A 16,869-nucleotide genomic window follows, 5' to 3' on the forward strand; every position below is an offset into this window, starting at 1 on the left:
CGTTGGCGTATTTTACGCTAGAACCATGTTTGGTTGTGCAAAAGCAACTGGTGAACCTTCTTCTTCTTCGAATGTTGTCCATTCCCATGCTTCTTGATCTGCAAGAACAGCACGTAGAAGTTGGTTGTTCAGACCATGGCCTGATTTGAACGCACGGAATTCACCGATAATTGCATGACCACACATGTAAAGGTCACCAATCGCGTCCAATACTTTGTGAGTAACAAATTCATTATCAAAGCGTAGACCTTCTTCATTAAGAATACGGTAATCATCCAGTACGATTGCGTTATCAAAGCTACCACCAAGAACTAGGTTCTGAGATTGTAGATATTCGATATCACGCATGAAACCAAACGTACGTGCACGAGAGATCTCGCGAACGAAACCTTGAGATGAGAAATCAAACAGAAGACGTTGCTCGTCTGATTCGATCGCAGGGTGGTTGAATTCAATTTCGAAGTCCATACGGAAGCCGTTAAATGGAACAAACTCTGCCCACTTATCGCCATCTTCAAAACGAACTGGTTTCTTAATACGGATAAAACGCTTAGGTGCATTTTGCGTTTCGATACCTGCTTGTTGTAGCAAGTATACGAATGGGCTAGCGCTACCATCCATGATTGGAATTTCAGGTGCGTCAACTTCAACAATAATGTTGTCGATGCCCATACCAGCAAGTGCCGCGTTCAAGTGTTCAACAGTTGAAATACGCACGCCTTCGTCGTTCACTAGTGCTGTACACAGCATAGTGTCACGAACAGACGCAGGATCAGCTGGAAAATCTACAGGTGGGTTTACATCTGTACGACGGTAAATGATACCTGTATTAGCAGCAGCTGGGCGCAGAGTAAGCGTGACTTTACGACCAGAGTGGAGACCCACACCAGTTGTTTTCACTATTTCTTTCAGAGTACGTTGTCTGATCATCTGCTTGCCTCTCTAAAATGTGCTACAAAACACGGCCGTCTGTAACGTCGACCGTGAATGCTACCATAATTTTGAGCTATGTCAAATTTATGGGTTAAAGATTAATCAGCCTGACGACGCAAAAATGCCGGTATATCTAAATAACCGCTTTCTTTCTCTTGCTTTGGTGCTGCAGAGCTTTGGCTCGCAGAAGAAGCAGGAGATGAAACTGTGTTTGTCGGCTGAGGAGTTACCTGTGGCTTCTCTTGCACTGGAGTAGTTTGCAAGGTCTGTGCCGGTTTCTCTTCAGCTTGTGGCGCTGCAGCTTGCTGTTGTGGTTGAGTTTGCGGAGCAGCTGTTGGAGCTACTTTCGCTTTGCCACCCGCAACTAGCGTGATGTCTGGTTTTTTCTCGTTGCCGATGCCCGTCGCAACAACTGTTACACGGATTTCGTCAGTCATATCTGGGTCTAGAGAAGTACCGATAACCACTGTCGCATTGTCAGAAGCAAATGCTTTCACTGTGTTACCCACTGTCTCAAACTCGTCCAGACGCATGTCCAAACCAGCAGTGATGTTAACAAGAACACCACGAGCGCCTGCTAGATCGATGTCTTCTAGAAGCGGGCTAGAAATTGCCATTTCTGCTGCTTCTTCCGCACGATCTTCGCCTTTCGCGATGCCGCTACCCATCATTGCATGACCCATCTCAGACATCACAGTACGTACGTCTGCGAAGTCGACGTTGATCATGCCAGGACGAGTGATTAGCTCTGCAATACCTTGAACCGCGTTCTTAAGAACGTCGTTCGCGCTTGCAAATGCTTCTAGCAGTGTTACACCACGACCAAGTACTTTAAGCAGCTTCTCGTTTGGAATCGTGATCAAAGAGTCAACGTGCTTAGACAGTTCGTCGATACCTTGCTCAGCAAATGCCAAACGTTTTTTGCCTTCAAAGCTGAACGGTTTTGTTACTACCGCAACAGTAAGAATGCCAAGCTCTTTAGCTACTTCAGCAATAACAGGTGCTGCACCAGTACCTGTACCACCACCCATACCAGCTGCGATAAACACCATATCGGCACCGGTTAGGGAATCTTTAATTCGATCTCTGTCTTCGAGAGCTGCCTCACGGCCGACCTGTGGATTCGCACCTGCACCCAGACCTTTAGTGATATCACCACCAATCTGAATGACATTGCCAACGCTTGTCTTACGAAGTGCTTGCGCATCAGTGTTGACGCTGATGAATTCCACACCTTCGATGGATTCACGCACCATGTGTTCAACAGCGTTACCACCGCCGCCACCAACTCCAACGACCTTGATTACTGCATCGTCAGACATTTCCATCATCGGTTCAAACATGTGTTGTCTCCGTTTATCCTGCAACTCAGGTTAAAACTCTTTTTGTATCCAATTACGCAATTTACCGAAAAAGCCAGTAACAGATGAGCGCTTAGGTTCATTATAATCGCTATCGTCGCTAGACTGCATGTCTCTTGCGTAATGAAGTAATCCAACTGCCGTAGAATGGTACGGCTCTTTTACATAGTCAGTTAAGCCGCTGACTTCGAGCGGTTTGCCGACCCTTACTTGGTTGCGGAATACGCGTTCCGCACATTCTACCACTCCTTCGATTTGCGCAGCACCGCCGGTGAGAACTACACCCGCGGCGAGATGGTGCTTGATGCCCTCTTCGCGCAATTTCGCTTGTACAGAGTCGATAGTTTGGTTAACCAGTCCCATAAGCTCTGAGTATCGCGGCTCAATCACTTCTGACAAAGTCTGACGTTGCAGACTACGTGAAGGTCGGCCACCCACGCTTGGAACGTTAACCGTGTCATCCTTACTGACTAGTTCACTCAAGGCACAGCCATATTTGACTTTTATTTCTTCAGCATCGCTCACTGGCGTACCAAAAGCAAAGGCAATATCGCTAGTTACCGCATTTCCTGCATAAGAAAATACTTCAGTGTGACGTAACGCACCACCGGTCCAGATAGAAACATCCATCGTACCAGCGCCGATATCGACCACACAAACCCCAAGCTCTCTTTCGTCCTCGGTAATTACCGCATTACTTGCAGCAAGCCCAGAAAACACAAGTTGCTCTACTTTAAGGCCGCAGCGTTCTACTGCCTTAATAATATTGCGTGCCATATCATTATGGCATGAGATCAAATGGACACTCACTTCCATTCTCACTCCTGATAAACCAAGTGGGTTTTTAATGCCCTCTTGGTAGTCGATGGTGAACTCTTGCGGAATCACATGAAGGATTCGCTGTTCATCACCGATTTTAATCGATTTTGCAGTATGGATAGCGCGATCCATATCTTCTTGAGAAACTTCCTCGTCCGATATAGTGCCCATGCCTTTTTCAATTCGGCTTGCGATATGCTTACCAGACAACGAAATGAATACTCGGCTGATTTGGCATTCCGCCATTAACTCAGCTTGATCAACTGCGCGTTGTACTGATTTTACAACCGACTCCAAATCATTCACGCCGCCTTTATCCATGCCACGTGAAGGGCTGCTACCCGCACCAATAATATTTATTTGGCCATCCGGTAGAATCTCACCCACTAGAGCTGATACGGTTGCAGTGCCTATATCAAGACCAACAATAATGTTGTCATCAGCGGCCTTAGTCATTCGTACTCTCTTGTTCTAACTCATGTTCAGGAAACCACCCAACGGCGGCTCCAGTATCGTACCTAAGATCGATATAACTGATTCTTTGAGTGTCACTGCCAAGCTTGTTATAAAGCGAGAAAAAACGCTCTATACGCTCATCCAGAGACTCTTTACCGAGCTCTAGTCGAATACCGTTATCAAGGATGATTTGCCAAGCTCGTCGCTCGTTTAATACTAGAGACGATATAGCGAGACCCAATGTTTGGAACTTAGGTCGGAGTTCGCGATAGGTTTGCAAGACTTCCGGCCCGGTTTCATTGGGTCCATATAACTTAACTTTCTCTTCCTTTAGCAGGCCGACATCGCCTTCGAATACCAAACCATTATTGTCTAACAGTTCGTTGCCATTCCAGATGGCTACAGGGCGATGTTCTGTCAAAAATACTTTTACCGTGTCCGGCCACTGCTTGCGAATTGCGGCATGCGCAACCCAAGGAATGGCTTCTACACTATGCTGCAGCACATCAATGTCTTGCGACATAAAGGTGCCGATATGATCAATCTGGCTAAACGCCGCTTGAACATCGTCTGCAGTGACGTACTCCAATTTACCTTGAAGCACAATTTTGGAGAGAGGTAACCTTTGGTCATCCCACATCCAACTGATCGCTGAGTACAAAACAGAACTAATTAAGGTCACCACGACAACGAAAAATAGCGCACCTAAAATTTTATCTTGGCGACCACGATTGTTATCCGTGTTAAGTCGCTCTTCATTCAGTGCAATATTCAACAACGTCTTCGTTTCCTGACTTTTGTCCTGTACTTTTCACCGATTTAGCTAACATCGGCAAAAGTATTGACTTTAACCTTGGGATTATACTGAGCTCTTGTAAACTATCAAACACTGATAGCGATAAATCACAACGTTCTTGACGCAAAATCGAGATCTAGGTCTTTCTCTGTGCTTTGCGTCAATCGTCGCTGTTAGCCGAGCATCTTGTTAATGTTTAATTCAAGTGCTGCAAGTTGCTTCGCTACTTTACCGACATCACCCGCGCCTTGCGTCAAAATCAGGTCGCCGTCTTGTATAACGTTAGCTAAAACTGAAGGCAATTGCTCTATTTCAGGAACAAAAATTGGATCCACCTTCCCACGACTGCGGATAGTTCGGCATAAAGCACGGCCATCAGCACCTGCAATTGGCTTTTCACCAGCCGCGTAAACGTCCAACATGATGAGAACGTCAACCTGCTCAAGTACATTCGCAAAGTCATCGTATAAATCACGAGTTCGGCTATAACGGTGCGGTTGGAAAATCATCACCAAACGCTTGTCTTGCCATCCGCTGCGCGCAGCATTAATGGTTACGTCCACTTCTGTTGGGTGGTGACCGTAGTCATCAACAAGCATTGCATGACCGTTGCCAGTATCAAACTCGCCTAAATGATCAAAGCGACGACCTGTACCTTGAGTACCTGCCATTGCTTTTAGGATTGCTTCATCACTGATGTCGTCTTCTGTCGCTACGGCAATCGCTGCTGATGCATTGAGTGCATTGTGACGACCAGGGATGTTTAGTGTGATATCCAGATTCGCACGACCTTCGCGTACCACGGTGAATTTGCCTTGCTGGCCTTCTTGATGGTAATTCTCGATACGTACGTCGGCATCCTCAGAGAAGCCGTAAGTAATCACTTGGCGGCTAATACGCGGAATCAGCTCACGAATCACAGGATCGTCGATGCATACAATCGCTTGACCATAAAACGGTAGGTTGTGAAGGAAATCGATGAAGGTTTGCTTCAAGGTTTCAAAGTCACCACCGTAAGTATCCATGTGGTCAGCTTCGATGTTTGTTACGATGCTCACCATAGGTTGCAGGTGCAAGAATGAAGCATCACTTTCGTCTGCTTCAGCAATCAAAATTCGGCTAGAACCTAGGCGCGCATTTGTACCCGCGCTCTTTACCAGACCACCGTTTACAAACGTTGGATCAAGGCCTGCTTCAGAATAGATCTGAGTGACAAGAGCGGTCGTCGTCGTTTTGCCGTGTGTACCTGCGACAGCAATACCGTGACGGAATCGCATCAATTCAGCCAACATCTCTGCGCGGCGTACGATAGGGATACGTAATTCACGTGCCGCCATCACTTCTGGGTTTTCTTCGTTGATCGCCGTTGACACAACAACCACACTGGCTTTTTCTACATTGCTCGCTTGGTGGCCGATAAATACGGTTGCACCTTTTGATACCAAACGCTCTGTCACTGGGTTCTCTGATAGGTCAGAACCTGTGATTTGGTAGCCTTCGTTCAACAGCACTTCTGCAATGCCGCTCATGCCCGCACCACCAATACCGATGAAGTGGATGGATTTCACGCGGCGCATCTCTGGCACCATTGCGCGAATCTGAGCTAAGTCTTGTGTATGTTGGATTGTCATCAATTCTATTCTCAATAATTCGTTAACGCTTTTCGGTCAAAGCGACAATGGCTTGTGCGACAACTCGGTCAGCATTCAATTTTGCAGCGCCACGCGCTTGCTCAGCCATTGTAAGTAAAGCTTGTCGATCCAATTGTTGGATCTGCTGAGTAAGTGACTCAACGGTTAAATCTGGTTGTTCAATCATTTTCGCCGCGCCGCAATCCACCAAGTGGTCAGCATTCAGTGCCTGCTGGCGGTCTTTATGCATAAACGGAACAAAAATAGCGCCTACACCTGCCGCTGATACTTCAGAAACGGTTAACGCTCCAGAGCGACAAACTAGAAGGTCAGCCCATGCGTAAGCTTCTGCCACGTCATCAATGAACTCCGTTACTTCTGCATTTACCACACCATTAGCTTGGTATGCTGCGTTCACCTCTTCAGCGGAGCCTTTGCCCGCTTGATGACGAATACAGTAATCATCGCCCAATTTTGCCATCACTTCTGGCAAAGTTTGGTTAAGAATACGTGCGCCTTGGCTGCCACCCATCACCAAAATGCGAATTGGACCTTGGCGTTCTTGCATGCGCTCGATTGGCGCAGTTAATTGAGTCACGTCTTCACGAACTGGGTTACCAACTACTTCAGCATTTGGAAAAGCGCCAGGGAAAGCCTGAAAAACCTTCTTAGCGATTTTTGATAACCATTGGTTCGTTAAACCTGCGACTGCATTTTGCTCATGCAGAACAACAGGAATGCCGCTCATCCAAGCGGCAATACCACCAGGACCACTCACATAACCGCCCATGCCAAGCACTGCATCTGGCTGCCAGCGTTTCATGTGCGCACGAGCCTGCATGATGGCATTGATAATTTGAAATGGTGCCGCAAGAAGACGCTTAACGCCTTGACCTCGTAGACCTTTTACTTTGATAAAGTCGATTTCAATGCCGTGTTTTGGCACTAAATCCGCTTCCATTCTATCCGCGGTGCCTAACCAGCGAATCTCCCAACCTTGCTCTTGTAACTGCTTCGCTACCGCAAGACCTGGGAACACGTGACCGCCAGTACCACCAGCCATCACCATCAAACGTTTATTTTTCTTCATCGATTTGTTGTTCTGATTCTTTCTGACCGCGCTTTAAGCGGCACTCGTGATCGATTCGCAGCAAGATAGATACTGCCACGGACATGATAATAAGACTCGAACCACCGTAACTGATCAGCGGTAGAGTAAGACCTTTGGTCGGAACGATACCAGCAGCTGCGCCGACGTTAACCAAAGTCTGAAAAGCAAACCAAATACCGATACCAAATGCGAGGTAACCACCAAACATTTCGCCTTCATCAAAAGCACGCTTGCCGATGTAAACGGCTTTAAGTACCAAGCTGAAGATCAGCATCAACACCAATACTACGCCTACAAAGCCAAGCTCTTCTGCTAACACCGCAAATACGAAGTCGGTGTGTGCTTCTGGTAGATATTCGAGTTTTTGAATTGAGTTACCGAGACCTTGGCCAAACCACTCACCACGACCAAACGCCATGAGTGACTGAGTGAGCTGATAACCGCTGCCGAATGGGTCTTCCCAAGGGTCTAAGAATGACGTCACACGGCGAATACGATATGGCTCTACCAAGATGAGGCCAACTACGGCACCGATACCGGCAATCATCAGAGCTAAGAATTGCGTCAGTTTAGCGCCGGCAATGAATAGCATACCGAACAAGGTCACCAACATTACGACTACGGTACCTAAATCGGGCTGCCCTAGAAGCAATACGGCGAAGAAGGCGAACACCATTATCGGCTTCATAAAACCGCCGAAGAAGGTTTGACGCACTTCATCTTGCTTACGCACCAGATAACCGGACATAAAGACAAACAAGGAGAGCTTCGCCACCTCGGCTGGCTGCAAGTTGAAAAGGCCAAGCGGTATCCAGCGGGATGCACCGTTTACCGATTTACCTGCCACCAATACGATGATGAGCAATCCAAAAGCTATCCATAGAAGGTAGTGACTTCTCTTAAACCATTGCTCTAGAGGTACTTGGAGGATAACGGAGGAAACACCAATCGCCAGCACCAAGAAAGTGGCGTGACGGAACATGAAGTGAAACGGTTGGTCCGTTAAACGTGAGCTGATCGGGAATGATGCCGACGTCACCATCACCAAGCCAGTTAACATCAAACCCAGCGCAATCCAGACAAGTTGACGATCAAAGAGCGCCTCTGGTGCAGGATGCTTAAGCCAAGTGCCAATGCTGCGTTTAACGTTACCTAAACCCACGAAGTGTGTGACCTTTAATTATGCGTATTTCTCAGCAAGAGCTGCAAATGCGTCACCTCTTGCCATAAAGTTGTCGAACTGATCAAAGCTAGCACATGCCGGAGATAGCATCACCATATCGCCCGTTTTTAACTGCGAAGATATCTGTTGAATCACATCTTCCATGGTGTCGAAACGAGTTGCTGATTCATGCAGTGGCATAAATTCATCGCCATCTGCACCGAAGCAGCACAATTGTAGGTTCAGCGTTGCAAAGATCGGTTTTAATGGAGTGAAGTCCGCACCTTTGCCGACACCACCAACGAGTAAGTAAAGTTTACCCGTTGATTCAAGGCCAGAGAGTGCAGCCATAGTGCTCGCAATATTGGTTGCTTTTGAGTCATTCACCCATTTTACGCCACGATTATCCGCAACCACTTGGCATCGATGTGTCAAACCCGTGTAAGTTTTCAGTGCATTCAATGATTTGTGATAATCCACACCCGCCGCTTTAAGCAGAGCAAGCACCACAAGTGCGTTAGCAAGGTTGTGCTGACCAACCAACTTCAATTCATCACTGGCAATCACACGCTGGCCATGATCAAGCAGCCAAGTACGATTACCGTCAACTTCAAGGCCGTATGCTTGTTCATCACTACCAAACGTCACCAACGGTGTTTCAGTCTCAGGGAAGGTTTCTCGATCATCACGGTTAACCACTGCCAGTTCTGCGTTATCAAAAATACGCAGCTTAGCTTGTCGGTAGTCCGCCATGCCGTCATAACGATCCATGTGGTCTTCCGAAAGGTTTAGAAACGCCGCCGCTTTAAGCTTCAAGCTTGATGTGGTTTCTAGTTGGAAGCTAGACAGTTCAAGTACATACAAATCTGCGTCTTGCCCTAGCAAATCGAGAGCAGGAACCCCGATATTGCCACCAACACCAACCGTTAACCCGGCAGCTTTTGCTAGCACGCCGGTTAGGTCTGTGACCGTGCTTTTACCATTAGATCCGGTAATCGCAATAACTGGCTTATCGGCGGCCCACGCGAAAAGTTCGATATCACCAACGACGGGCGTACCTTTCGCAATGATGGTTTGAATCTCTGGCGTTGCCAGTGCAATTCCAGGGTTAGTCACCACTAGGTCAGCATCTGCCAACCACTCAGTATTCCAACTGCCACTGTGCAGCTCTACCTGCTCAGGTAAACGCTCCGCTCCCGGTGGATTCGCACGCGTATCGATGACTTTAACCGCCAGTTGCGGCTGATTTTTTGCAAGGTGTTTAACGACAGAGAGCCCGGTAATACCGAGCCCTACAACGACGACCTTATGTATGTTTTGCCAACGTTCCATATTTGATCACGCAATTTGTCTTGTTCTTGGAAAGTGCGATTAACGCACTTTCAGTGTCGCTAGACCAATCAGAACAAGAACCATAGAAATAATCCAGAAGCGCACGATTACGCGAGGCTCTGGCCAACCTTTTAATTCGTAGTGGTGGTGAATCGGTGCCATGCGGAAAATACGCTGGCCGCGAAGTTTGTAAGAACCTACCTGTAGAATTACCGATAGTGTCTCCATTACAAATACACCGCCCATGATCACCAGTACCAACTCTTGACGAACCAATACTGCGATTGTGCCAAGCGCACCACCGAGTGCTAGTGAACCCACATCGCCCATGAACACTTGTGCTGGGTATGTGTTAAACCACAAGAAACCAAGACCTGCACCAACAATTGCCGTACATACCACAACCAATTCAGAAGCGTGCGGTAGGTAAGGAATATGAAGGTATTCAGAGAAGTTAACGTTACCTGTTGCCCATGCAATCACCGCAAAACCAGCCGCAACAAGAACTGTAGGCATGATTGCCAAACCATCTAGACCATCGGTGAGGTTTACTGCGTTACTGGTACCCACGATTACAAAGTAAGTCAGGATAATGTACATCAAACCAAGTTGCGGCATGATGTCTTTAAAGAACGGCACAACAAGTTGAGTTGCGGCAGTGTCTTTGCCGTAAGCGTACAACGCAAACGCCACTACAAACGCAATTAACGATTGCCAAAAGTACTTCCAACGAGCAATCAAACCGTCAGTGTTCTTACGCACGACCTTACGATAGTCATCGACAAAGCCGATAGCACCATAACCAAGCAGCACCGTCAGTACCGCCCATACGTATGGGTTCGATAAGTCAGTCCATAAAAGAATAGTGATAGAGATAGCAGCCAAAATCATGATACCGCCCATTGTTGGGGTACCACGTTTGCTAAAGTGGGATTCTGGACCTTCGTTACGAACAACCTGACCAATTTGGAGCATCTGTAGACGCTTGATCATGATAGGTCCCATCCATAGAGAGAGACCTAGAGCGGTAAGTACGCTGAGGATTGCTCGAAAAGACAGGTATTCAAACAATCGGAAAAAAGATAGGTATGGCTGTAGCAGCTCGGCAAGCCAAATAATCATTAATAATACTCCTTCAAAGCAGCAGCGACTTCAAACATACGTGCACCGTTCGCGCCTTTCACCAGCATTGTGTGGTGTTCAGGACCCGCTTGGTCTAGATGCTGCTTGATGTAGTCAATCATCTCTTGATGTGTCTCGAAATGGATGCCATCGCAAAGCTCGCTAATGACCTTCGCATCTGCACCATACGTGAGAACATGTTCAAATTTTTGTGGGGCAGCATGTTCCCCGACTTGACGATGAAGTGCAAGACTTTCCTCACCCAACTCCGCCATATTGCCTAAAATCAACCAACGCTGTCCCTGAAAAGCCGACAATAGATCTACTGCCGCTTTCATTGCCGGAACGCTCGCGTTGTAGCTATCATCAATCAATTTGACGTTATCGCTAAGCTCTTCCACTTCAACACGACCCTTGACCTTGTTTAAGTGCTTCAGACCCGTTCGAACCTCTTCTAAGGTTGCGCCAAATTGCAACGCGATGATAGAAGCAGCAATCGCATTCGCCACGTTGTGTTGACCAATAATACCCAGAGACAGTTCAATTTCTTGTGAAGTTGCTGCGATATGTAAGTCAAAGCTTGCTTCGCCTGCGGCGTTCAACACGATGTTAGAAGCGTAGAAATCTGCGTCAGTATTATTTTGCGAAAAAGTAATGACTTTCTTATCTGCTAATACTCGGTCCCACTTGGCTTCACCATTGCTGTCTAAGTTAACAATCGCAATGCCACCAGCAGCTAGCCCTTGGTAGATTTCACCTTTAGCTTGTTTAACGCCATCGATAGAACCGAATCCTTCTAGGTGCGCTGCCGCCACGTTGTTGACCATCGCGATGTCAGGCTTAACCAGTTGAGTCGTGTATTCAATTTCACCAACATGGTTCGCACCCAGCTCAATCACTGCGAAGTCATCGTCTTGTTGAGAGCGCAGCAACGTCAGTGGCACGCCGATGTCATTGTTGAAGTTGCCCGCAGTAAACAGAACTTTGCCTTTCAGCTGCAAAATACTAGCAACCATCTCTTTCACGGTGGTTTTACCGCAGCTACCTGTGATCGCGACCGTCGGCGTTTGACATGCTTGGTGAATCCAAGCTGCCACTTGACCTAATGCTACCTTACTATCGGCAACAACGACTTGAGGCACATTCACATTAAGCGTTTTTTGTACCAATAAAGCACCCGCTCCCGACTCAACCGCCTGTTGGCAGAAATCGTGAGCATCAAAACGCTCTCCAACCAAAGCAACAAACAGAGCACCTTGTTCGATAGCTCGAGTGTCGGTCGAAACAGATTCAATAGAGAGGTCGTTGCCAACCAGTTCACCGCCAGTGATATCGGCAATTTGAGAAAGCGTTACTGTGATCATGATGAAAGCCCCAATAGTGTCATGGCTGACTCGCGGTCAGAGTAATGGATGGTTCCAGAATTTAAAATTTGGTAGTCCTCATGGCCTTTGCCCGCCAGAAGGATAATGTCTTGTGAAGAGGCATGCTCAAGTGCGTAAGACAACGCTTTAAAACGGTCATGTTGCACAATCGCCTCAGCTGGTTTCGTTAGACCTGCCAACATGTCTTTCATGATCAGCGCTGGATCTTCGCTACGAGGGTTGTCATCGGTAAGTACCACTTTGTCACCCAAACGCTCGGCAATTTCCGCCATCATTGGGCGCTTACCAGCATCACGATCACCACCACAGCCGAAGATAGCCCAAAGCTCACCTTGGCAATGCACACGCAATGCTTGCAGGGCTTTTTCTAGCGCGTCAGGCGTGTGAGCGTAATCCACCACTACTTTGGCATTGTCGTCAGCCTGGAACAGTTCCATACGACCAAGAACGGGTTGCAATTGACCAGCCGTCGCCAGCAAATCTTGCTTGCTAAAACCGAGACTAAGTAACGTCGTGAATGCCAACATCAGGTTCGCGGCATTGAACTCTCCGATAAGTGGCGCATGCAAAGTACCTTCACCAAATTTGCCATCAAACTCAATCGTGATACCAGATTCAGCATAAGCGATGTGGTTTGCATATACGCTTTGAGAAAATTCATTGTTTGGTTTGAGAGATACAGCAAGCGCGTTAGTCAGTTGTTTTGCCCACGACGCTCCCATCATGTCATCGACATTGATGATCGCATGCTCGCATTGATGGGCGGTAAACAACGTCAGCTTGGCATTGGCATACTCTTCCATCGTGCCATGGTAATCAAGATGATCACGGCTCAGGTTAGTGAACACGCCAGCGGCAAAAGACAGCGCTTTAACGCGACCTTGAATTAAGCCGTGGGAAGAAACTTCAAGCGCCGTGTATTGTGCTTTTTGTTCCGCTAAAGACGACAATGTCTTTTGGATTTCAACCGCATTACCCGTGGTATTCGCGGCTTCTTGTAGATTATCTAGAAAGCCATTCCCTGTCGTACCCATGACCGCTGCTTTTGAACCGACCAAATCAATCCATTGAGCAATAAGCTGAGTGATGGTGGTCTTGCCGTTGGTACCAGTGACACCAATCAAATCCATCGTCGGGTAGGTATACAAATGACCCGCAATTTCAGATAGGCACTTATCCAGTGCATCAAGGTAAATCACTGGAACATCATCAACAATCTCAATTGTGCCATGCGCTTTTTGCTCACAAGCTTGAGCAATCACCGCATTCGCACCTTGCTCAATCGCGGTTGGGATAAATTTACGTCCATCCACAACATGGCCAATGATAGCTACAAAGGTTGTTCCAGACTGAACTCGTCGACTGTCGAGCTCTAATTCAGAAACAAGAATGGACGACAAGCTCGGGCAATCTACCCAAGTGGAAAGCAGCGTGTCCATACTGATGGCTTTAGTCATATTTATTCTCCGAGCATTAGCTCAGCTTTCTTCATTTTGTTTCTCAGTACGCGGATAAGCCTACTGTTGGAATTTATTTTCGTCAGGGGCAACGTTCAGAATTTGCAGTGCGCCTTTCATGATTTCAGAGAAAACCGGCGAGGCTACCGAACCACCGTAGTAGTCGTCACCTTGTGGTTCATTAACCACAACCACAAGCGCTAAACGTGGGTCACTTACTGGCGCAACACCTGCTGTATAGTTGATGTACTCATCACTATAGCCACCTGCACTTGCCTTACGCGCAGTACCTGTTTTGGCACCAACTCGGTAACCTGGAACCGCAGCACGACGAGCAGAACCGCCTTTTTGCGTTACCGTTTCAAGCATGTCTAAGACGAGACGAGCATTCTCTTTGCTCACGACTTGGCGAGCCATGTCATTATCGTTACTTTCGATGATATGAATCGGCTCATACTTGCCCAAGTTACCTAGCGTCGCATAGGCATGCGCTAGTTGGATTGGCGTAACTGACAAACCATAACCAAACGAGATGGTCGCACGCTCAATCGGAGACCAACGCGATCGGCTCGGGAAAATACCAACTACTTCACCAACCAAGTTCAAACCTGACAGCTCGCCAAGACCAACAGAACTGTACAAGCCAAGTAAAGCTTCAACCGGCATTTGCATCGCCAGCTTGGTCACACCGATGTTACTCGATTTCTTTAGAATCGTAGTTAGGCTCGCTTTGCCGACTTTTGGCGCATCACGAACGCGGCTACCACCGAGTTGAAGAATACCGTTACCCGTATCAACGATCGTATCTTTGTCTGCCACCCCATTTTCTAATGCGGCCAAAACAACAAAAGGCTTAATGGTTGAGCCAGGTTCCAATGAGTCAGTAATCACACGGTTACGCATTTTGTAACTTTGCCAATCACTGCGGTTATTCGGGTTGTAAGAAGGTGCATTCACCATCGCGAGAACCGCACCCGTTTTAACGTCAAGAATCACAACCGATCCAGATGTTGCACGGTGATCGGCTACAGCCTGCTTGATAGCACGATACGCCACCGCTTGTATGCGCTGATCAATTGTCAGTTGCAGTGGTTTACCTTCTTGTTTCTCTTCAAGAGCAATGTTTTCTACCACGCGCCCATAACGGTCTTTACGGATGGTTTTCTTACCTGCTGCGCCAGTTAACCACTCGTCATAGCTTCGTTCCACGCCTTCTAAGCCATGGCCGTCAATGCCTGTTACACCAACTAAGTGAGCACTAACCTCACCGGCCGGGTAGTAACGACGAGACTCCGACTTCAAGCCAACACCAGGTAGTTTGAGTTCACGAATGTAGTTCGCCATTGCAGGGCTAACTTGGCGTTGTAGATAGATAAAACGACGTTTTTCGTTCTTTTTGATTTTGTTGATCAGACCTTGACGATCCAAACCAAGTACATCAGCGAGTGCGTACCAACTCTTAGTTTGCTGCAAAGCGCCTTCTTTGAAGATGGTCTTAGGATCTGCCCAAACAGCCTCAACAGGAACACTCACCGCGAGAGGCTCGCCGTTACGATCAGAGATAATACCGCGCGCCGAAGGAATGGCTTTAACGCGGACAGAACGAAGGTCACCTTGCTTGATCAGGTTATCAGGCTCGATAATTTGAATATAGGCCACTCGCCCAACGAGAAGAGCAAAGGCACAGAAGACAAAAAACAGCAGTAACTGAAAGCGCCAGCGAATCAAAAACGACTCGGGCTCTTCAACGACTTCTGCTTCTTTAGGTTCTTTGGTGGGTTGCGGTTTTGCCGCAGCTACTTTTTTTTCTTTCGCAGCAGGCTTGCGCGTATTTCCTTGTTTAGATTTGGCTTTTTTTCCAATCATTTTAACGTGATAACCACTTCTTTATCGCCATCTGGTCGTTTCATTTCAAGGTCCTTCTTTGCCAAGTCTTGAACGCGACTATGTTCCGCGAGGGCTGTTTCTTCCAACATCAGGTTGCGCCATTCGCTGTCCAATCGCTCTCGCTCAACCAATGTATGATCTTTTTCAGTGATCGCTTGACGCGCATGATGAGTGGCAAACACCACTCCCATTGCAGTTGCGAAGATCAATATCATCAACAACAACGACCAGCGACCGACGGTAATCAAGTCCGTCGCAATCAACTTAGCAAGATTAGGAGTGGTTTTCGTCATAATAATTAAAGCTTTTCTGCAATTCTTAGCACTGAGCTTCGAGAGCGCGGGTTCATGTCAATTTCTTGTTTCGTTGGTTTATTCGCTTTACCAATCGGCTTCATGTTTGCACTGCCAAGCGCTCGGATTTGTTCTTCCGTCATAGGAATGCCATGTGGCACTTCTGGGCCTTTGCTCTCTTTACGAATGAAGCGTTTCACCATGCGATCTTCCAATGAGTGGAAACTGATCACAGACAAACGTCCTTCAGGAGCCAAAATGCTTGCCGCGCCTTTTAGCGCTGTATCAATTTCTTCTAATTCACTGTTGATGTAAATGCGAAAAGCCTGAAAAGCACGGGTTGCTGGGTGTTTTTTCTCTTTAAAGCTCTTTGGTGCCGCATCTGAGATCAGTTTTGCGAGCTGACCAGTACGAACCATTGGCTCATTTTCTTCATCTTCGCGATAAGCAACAATAGCTTTTGCGATACGGCGAGCATGCTTATCTTCACCAAACTCACGAATCACCCAAGTGATATCATCAAGATCTGCTTCCATTAGCCATTGAGACACCGGGATACCAGATGTTGGGTCCATACGCATGTCTAATGGGCCGTCTTTCATAAAGCTAAAACCACGTTCAGCATCATCAAGTTGCGGAGACGACACACCAAGGTCTAGCAAGACACCATCGACTTTACCAACAAGGCCATAATCTTCTGCGTACTGCGCCATGCCTGAGAATGGACCATGGATGATGGTGAAACGAGGATCGTCGATTTTAGCCGCTTCTGCGATAGCTTGCGGGTCACGGTCGATGCTGTAAAGTCGGCCGTTTTCACCGAGTTTCGACAAGATAGTTCGGCTGTGACCGCCACGGCCAAATGTTCCATCGATATAGATACCATCGGGTTTGATAGCCAAGCCATCAATGGATTCATTTAATAACACGGAGATATGTTGAAATGTTTCGGTCATAGCTGTCTCGTTGAATGATCTTGAAGCGATTCTTTAGTGTACTGATTTCCCACATCATCGCCACCTCAAGTCTAAAGTTAGACGTGATTCAGCGCCAAGTTTATTGGTAATGACATAGTTTGCGTCAATTAAATGCAAAAAACCCATCACTACCGAAGTAGAGATGGG

At 47.3% G+C, this 16,869-nt stretch carries 14 protein-coding genes; all 14 read right to left on the reverse strand.

What is annotated here, in order from left to right; translation table 11 throughout:
* Positions 1-12: 12 nt before the first annotated feature.
* A complete protein-coding gene (lpxC, locus tag H735_RS22420) occupies positions 13-930 on the reverse strand; it encodes a UDP-3-O-acyl-N-acetylglucosamine deacetylase (protein WP_005436150.1) in 918 nt (305 codons plus the stop codon).
* A gap of 101 nt (positions 931-1,031) precedes the next feature.
* Complete coding sequence (gene ftsZ, locus H735_RS22425; protein ID WP_005436149.1) at positions 1,032-2,276, reverse strand: cell division protein FtsZ; 1,245 nt, start codon at positions 2,274-2,276, stop codon at positions 1,032-1,034.
* Positions 2,277-2,306: 30 nt separating this feature from the next.
* Positions 2,307-3,569 carry a cell division protein FtsA gene (gene ftsA / locus H735_RS22430; RefSeq protein WP_005436133.1) on the reverse strand — a complete coding sequence of 421 codons (1,263 nt, stop codon included), beginning with the start codon at positions 3,567-3,569 and terminating at the stop codon, positions 2,307-2,309.
* Positions 3,562-4,347 (reverse strand): cell division protein FtsQ/DivIB, encoded by a 786-nt coding sequence (locus tag H735_RS22435; protein WP_005436132.1) that lies wholly within the window; start codon positions 4,345-4,347, stop codon positions 3,562-3,564. Before H735_RS22435 ends, ftsA begins: the two co-directional genes overlap by 8 nt.
* A gap of 191 nt (positions 4,348-4,538) precedes the next feature.
* Positions 4,539-5,996 carry a UDP-N-acetylmuramate--L-alanine ligase gene (gene murC / locus H735_RS22440; protein ID WP_005447797.1) on the reverse strand — a complete coding sequence of 486 codons (1,458 nt, stop codon included), beginning with the start codon at positions 5,994-5,996 and terminating at the stop codon, positions 4,539-4,541.
* 22 nt (positions 5,997-6,018) lie between these two features.
* Entirely contained in the window at positions 6,019-7,086 is a 1,068-nt protein-coding gene (gene murG, locus H735_RS22445) for an undecaprenyldiphospho-muramoylpentapeptide beta-N-acetylglucosaminyltransferase (protein WP_020194008.1), read from the reverse strand.
* Entirely contained in the window at positions 7,073-8,269 is a 1,197-nt protein-coding gene (gene ftsW / locus H735_RS22450; RefSeq protein ID WP_005436129.1) for a cell division protein FtsW, read from the reverse strand. Before ftsW ends, murG begins: the two co-directional genes overlap by 14 nt.
* An 18-nt stretch (positions 8,270-8,287) precedes the next feature.
* The gene (gene murD, locus H735_RS22455; protein ID WP_020194007.1) at positions 8,288-9,601 is read right to left on the reverse strand and encodes a UDP-N-acetylmuramoyl-L-alanine--D-glutamate ligase; all 1,314 of its coding nucleotides are present in this window, start codon (positions 9,599-9,601) and stop codon (positions 8,288-8,290) included.
* Between the two features lie 39 nt (positions 9,602-9,640).
* Positions 9,641-10,723: a phospho-N-acetylmuramoyl-pentapeptide-transferase gene (mraY, locus tag H735_RS22460; RefSeq protein ID WP_005428568.1), complete on the reverse strand. Its 1,083-nt coding sequence runs from the start codon at positions 10,721-10,723 to the stop codon at positions 9,641-9,643.
* Positions 10,723-12,087, reverse strand: coding sequence for a UDP-N-acetylmuramoyl-tripeptide--D-alanyl-D-alanine ligase (locus tag H735_RS22465; RefSeq protein WP_020194006.1), 1,365 nt, complete (start codon positions 12,085-12,087; stop codon positions 10,723-10,725). Before H735_RS22465 ends, mraY begins: the two co-directional genes overlap by 1 nt.
* Positions 12,084-13,565, reverse strand: coding sequence for a UDP-N-acetylmuramoyl-L-alanyl-D-glutamate--2,6-diaminopimelate ligase (murE, locus tag H735_RS22470; protein WP_020194005.1), 1,482 nt, complete (start codon positions 13,563-13,565; stop codon positions 12,084-12,086). The genes H735_RS22465 and murE overlap by 4 nt, the downstream gene beginning before the upstream one ends.
* Positions 13,566-13,625: 60 nt before the next feature.
* A complete protein-coding gene (locus H735_RS22475) occupies positions 13,626-15,431 on the reverse strand; it encodes a peptidoglycan glycosyltransferase FtsI (RefSeq protein ID WP_020194004.1) in 1,806 nt (601 codons plus the stop codon).
* On the reverse strand, positions 15,428-15,745 hold the full coding sequence (gene ftsL / locus H735_RS22480; protein WP_005428577.1) for a cell division protein FtsL: 318 nt from the start codon (positions 15,743-15,745) through the stop codon (positions 15,428-15,430). The genes H735_RS22475 and ftsL overlap by 4 nt, the downstream gene beginning before the upstream one ends.
* Before the next feature lie 5 nt (positions 15,746-15,750).
* Entirely contained in the window at positions 15,751-16,701 is a 951-nt protein-coding gene (gene rsmH / locus H735_RS22485) for a 16S rRNA (cytosine(1402)-N(4))-methyltransferase RsmH (protein ID WP_005436119.1), read from the reverse strand.
* Between the last annotated feature and the right edge of the window lie 168 nt (positions 16,702-16,869).

This window comes from Vibrio owensii CAIM 1854 = LMG 25443, from assembly GCF_000817815.1.
GTDB classification, from domain to species: domain Bacteria; phylum Pseudomonadota; class Gammaproteobacteria; order Enterobacterales; family Vibrionaceae; genus Vibrio; species Vibrio owensii.

Excerpts from the sequence above, each read along its gene's own strand:
- lpxC (WP_005436150.1), bottom strand. The coding sequence starts at position 930 with ATGATCAGACAACGTACTCTGAAAGAAATAGTGAAAACAACTGGTGTG.
- ftsZ (WP_005436149.1), bottom strand. The coding sequence starts at position 2,276 with ATGTTTGAACCGATGATGGAAATGTCTGACGATGCAGTAATCAAGGTC.
- ftsA (WP_005436133.1), bottom strand. The coding sequence starts at position 3,569 with ATGACTAAGGCCGCTGATGACAACATTATTGTTGGTCTTGATATAGGC.
- murC (WP_005447797.1), bottom strand. The coding sequence starts at position 5,996 with ATGACAATCCAACATACACAAGACTTAGCTCAGATTCGCGCAATGGTG.
- murG (WP_020194008.1), bottom strand. The coding sequence starts at position 7,086 with ATGAAGAAAAATAAACGTTTGATGGTGATGGCTGGTGGTACTGGCGGT.
- murD (WP_020194007.1), bottom strand. The coding sequence starts at position 9,601 with ATGGAACGTTGGCAAAACATACATAAGGTCGTCGTTGTAGGGCTCGGT.
- mraY (WP_005428568.1), bottom strand. The coding sequence starts at position 10,723 with ATGATTATTTGGCTTGCCGAGCTGCTACAGCCATACCTATCTTTTTTC.
- H735_RS22465 (WP_020194006.1), bottom strand. The coding sequence starts at position 12,087 with ATGATCACAGTAACGCTTTCTCAAATTGCCGATATCACTGGCGGTGAA.
- murE (WP_020194005.1), bottom strand. The coding sequence starts at position 13,565 with ATGACTAAAGCCATCAGTATGGACACGCTGCTTTCCACTTGGGTAGAT.
- H735_RS22475 (WP_020194004.1), bottom strand. The coding sequence starts at position 15,431 with ATGATTGGAAAAAAAGCCAAATCTAAACAAGGAAATACGCGCAAGCCT.
- ftsL (WP_005428577.1), bottom strand. The coding sequence starts at position 15,745 with ATGACGAAAACCACTCCTAATCTTGCTAAGTTGATTGCGACGGACTTG.
- rsmH (WP_005436119.1), bottom strand. The coding sequence starts at position 16,701 with ATGACCGAAACATTTCAACATATCTCCGTGTTATTAAATGAATCCATT.